The 842-nt window shown below is 54.3% G+C and carries 1 protein-coding gene; it reads right to left on the reverse strand.

Annotated elements, in window-relative coordinates:
* Positions 1-652 precede the first annotated feature (652 nt).
* A partial coding sequence (locus tag QT230_RS20785; RefSeq protein WP_308324062.1) for a hypothetical protein occupies positions 653-842 on the reverse strand: 190 nt, incomplete at its 5' end.

Genomic DNA, 842 nt, shown 5'->3' on the forward strand with positions numbered 1-842 from the left:
TGCGCAACCTAGTCAACAGTTCAGGGGCAAAGGTCATTGTCTCATGTCACCTACTCACGCCTGCGCCGCAACCGGCCACAAGCCGGAGGGCTCCGCCATTAGTAATACGCACGCACCTTGGGACACCCTTGGTAAAGGGGTTTGAAGCCCAATGGGGCGGATCTGTACGCTAAGCAAATTTATCCACCAATTCATAAGATTAGAGACACTTGACATCCTCCCCTCCCTGTAAGGAAGGGGATTCCCGTTAGGGGAAAATCCGTCACCGGGCTAACAGGTTCCTGTTTCACGGTGGACAGCTCGGGCGGGGGCTTGGTTATCGCCGCAAATTCCGCGCAATGGCGGATTTTACGATGGTGAATCAACCCCATATCCGCCTAAGTCTCACGTCCACTCCGCAGGCTTAACATTCGGCGTGTCCCGCCGTAGGTCTGCCAGAGACAGGGTTAATTTTAGAAGCCGTTGGCGCCCGGCGCCAATCGCTATCCCTCCCCGCCCTGAAGGACGGGGTTTCTCGCGGAGAGAACTGATAAAAAAGCGCTCATTGCGTGTCTATGAAATCGGTTTGAGCATTTTATAGAGGCGCAGCATCTCCAAATCGACTTTTTAGACGCCGTCCCCCCACTAACGTACGTTTTCGTTCCGTTGGACTTCAAACCCCGTAAATGGTCGGAAAGAACAGGGTACCCTCATGATCCAGTCCGAGAGAGATCAGGCCGGAGGGCTCCGCCATTAGTAATACGCACGCACCTTGGGACACCTTCAGAAAGATAGCGGCCAACAGCTGTTTTGCTGATTCCCATCTGTTTTGCGATGGCTCGGACAGACAGCCCTGCACCCTT

The organism is Halomonas sp. SpR8, assembly GCF_031010195.1.
GTDB lineage: Bacteria > Pseudomonadota > Gammaproteobacteria > Pseudomonadales > Halomonadaceae > Vreelandella.